Source organism: Nocardia sp. NPDC059228 (assembly GCF_042754245.1).
GTDB lineage: Bacteria > Actinomycetota > Actinomycetes > Mycobacteriales > Mycobacteriaceae > Nocardia.
In genome coordinates, this window is sequence record NZ_JBHZAL010000175.1 from 1 (window position 1) to 1,064 (window position 1,064).

Below are 1,064 nucleotides of genomic sequence, written 5' to 3' on the forward strand. Positions count from 1 at the left end.
GAGCCGTACTCAACCCGCATTACCGGCTGATGGGGCTGTACGGGTCGGAGTACTGGACGTACACGCTGCCTCGCCGGGTGGGCGCCGAGGAGGCCGAGCGCCTGACGCGGCGGGCCCTGCCGGTGACGGCGGCCCGCGCGCGCGAGATCGGGCTCGTCGATGTCGTCATCGACAGCACGCCCCAGGACTTCGGGTCCGCCGTCGCGCGCCGTGCCGCGCGCCTCGCGTCGGCACCGGGCACGCAGCAGGGCATCAGTGAGAAGAAGGCGGCCCGCGAACGGGACGAGGCGATCACTCCGCTGAGCGCGTACCGGGAGCGTGAACTGGCCCGGATGCACGCCACGTTCTTCGACCCCGGCGCGCCGTACCACGCGCTGAGGGCCGCCTTCGTACGGAAGGTGAAGCCGTCGTCGACGCCGGATCATCTGCGATCCGGGACGTCACCCGACGGTCAGCCCTTGACCGGCCACTCCAGCGGATCGTTGTAGAAGCCCTGCGTCAGCTCGACGGCCGCGGCCTTCTCGCCCCTGGTGATCAGGAAGGTCGTGCAGATCTCCGCCGACTGCCCCTCGCTCAGCTCCTTCTCGGTGTCGGGCGCCGGGCAGTCCGGCCAGGTGGCGTCGCCCATGAGGACGAGCAGGGCCTTGGTGCGGTCGTCCTGGTCCGTACGGACGACCAGGTCGTCGTCCATGTCGCCGACCGGCATGGGTTTGCCGCTCTTGTGGGTGAGGGTGCTCCACACGTACACGGGGACCTTGGGGCCGGGCAGTTCGGCCAGGTCCAGGCCCGACTCGGCCATGTCGGCCTCGGTTCCCGTCAGCACCTTCGTGGGTGTGACCGTGAACGTGCTGTCCTTCGTCGCCTGCATGGTGCTCTCCTGGGGAGGACTGGCCTCACCCAGGCGGTACGTCGTCTTGTCGTCCGCCTTGTCGTCCGACGAGCCGGAGTCCGAACCGGAGCCGTAGCCCGATCCCTTCCCGCTCTTTCCCGAATCGGTGTCGTTGCAGCCGGCCAGTGCCAGGGCCAGCGCGAGGGCGCCAAGTGCCGCCGGAACGGCACGAGTC

Annotated in this window: 1 protein-coding gene and 1 pseudogene; one reads left to right on the plus strand and one right to left on the minus strand. The window is 69.9% G+C overall.

The features are described 5' to 3' along the window. Positions 1-488: pseudogene (locus tag ACFXKA_RS43290) on the plus strand (hypothetical protein); the annotation flags it as partial. Here ACFXKA_RS43290 and ACFXKA_RS43295 read toward each other — a convergent pair. Continuing rightward, positions 452-1,064, minus strand: a 613-nt coding sequence (locus ACFXKA_RS43295) for a hypothetical protein (RefSeq protein ID WP_379431955.1), incomplete at its 5' end; no start/stop codon positions are given. The pseudogene ACFXKA_RS43290 and the gene ACFXKA_RS43295 sit on opposite strands and share 37 nt — an antisense overlap.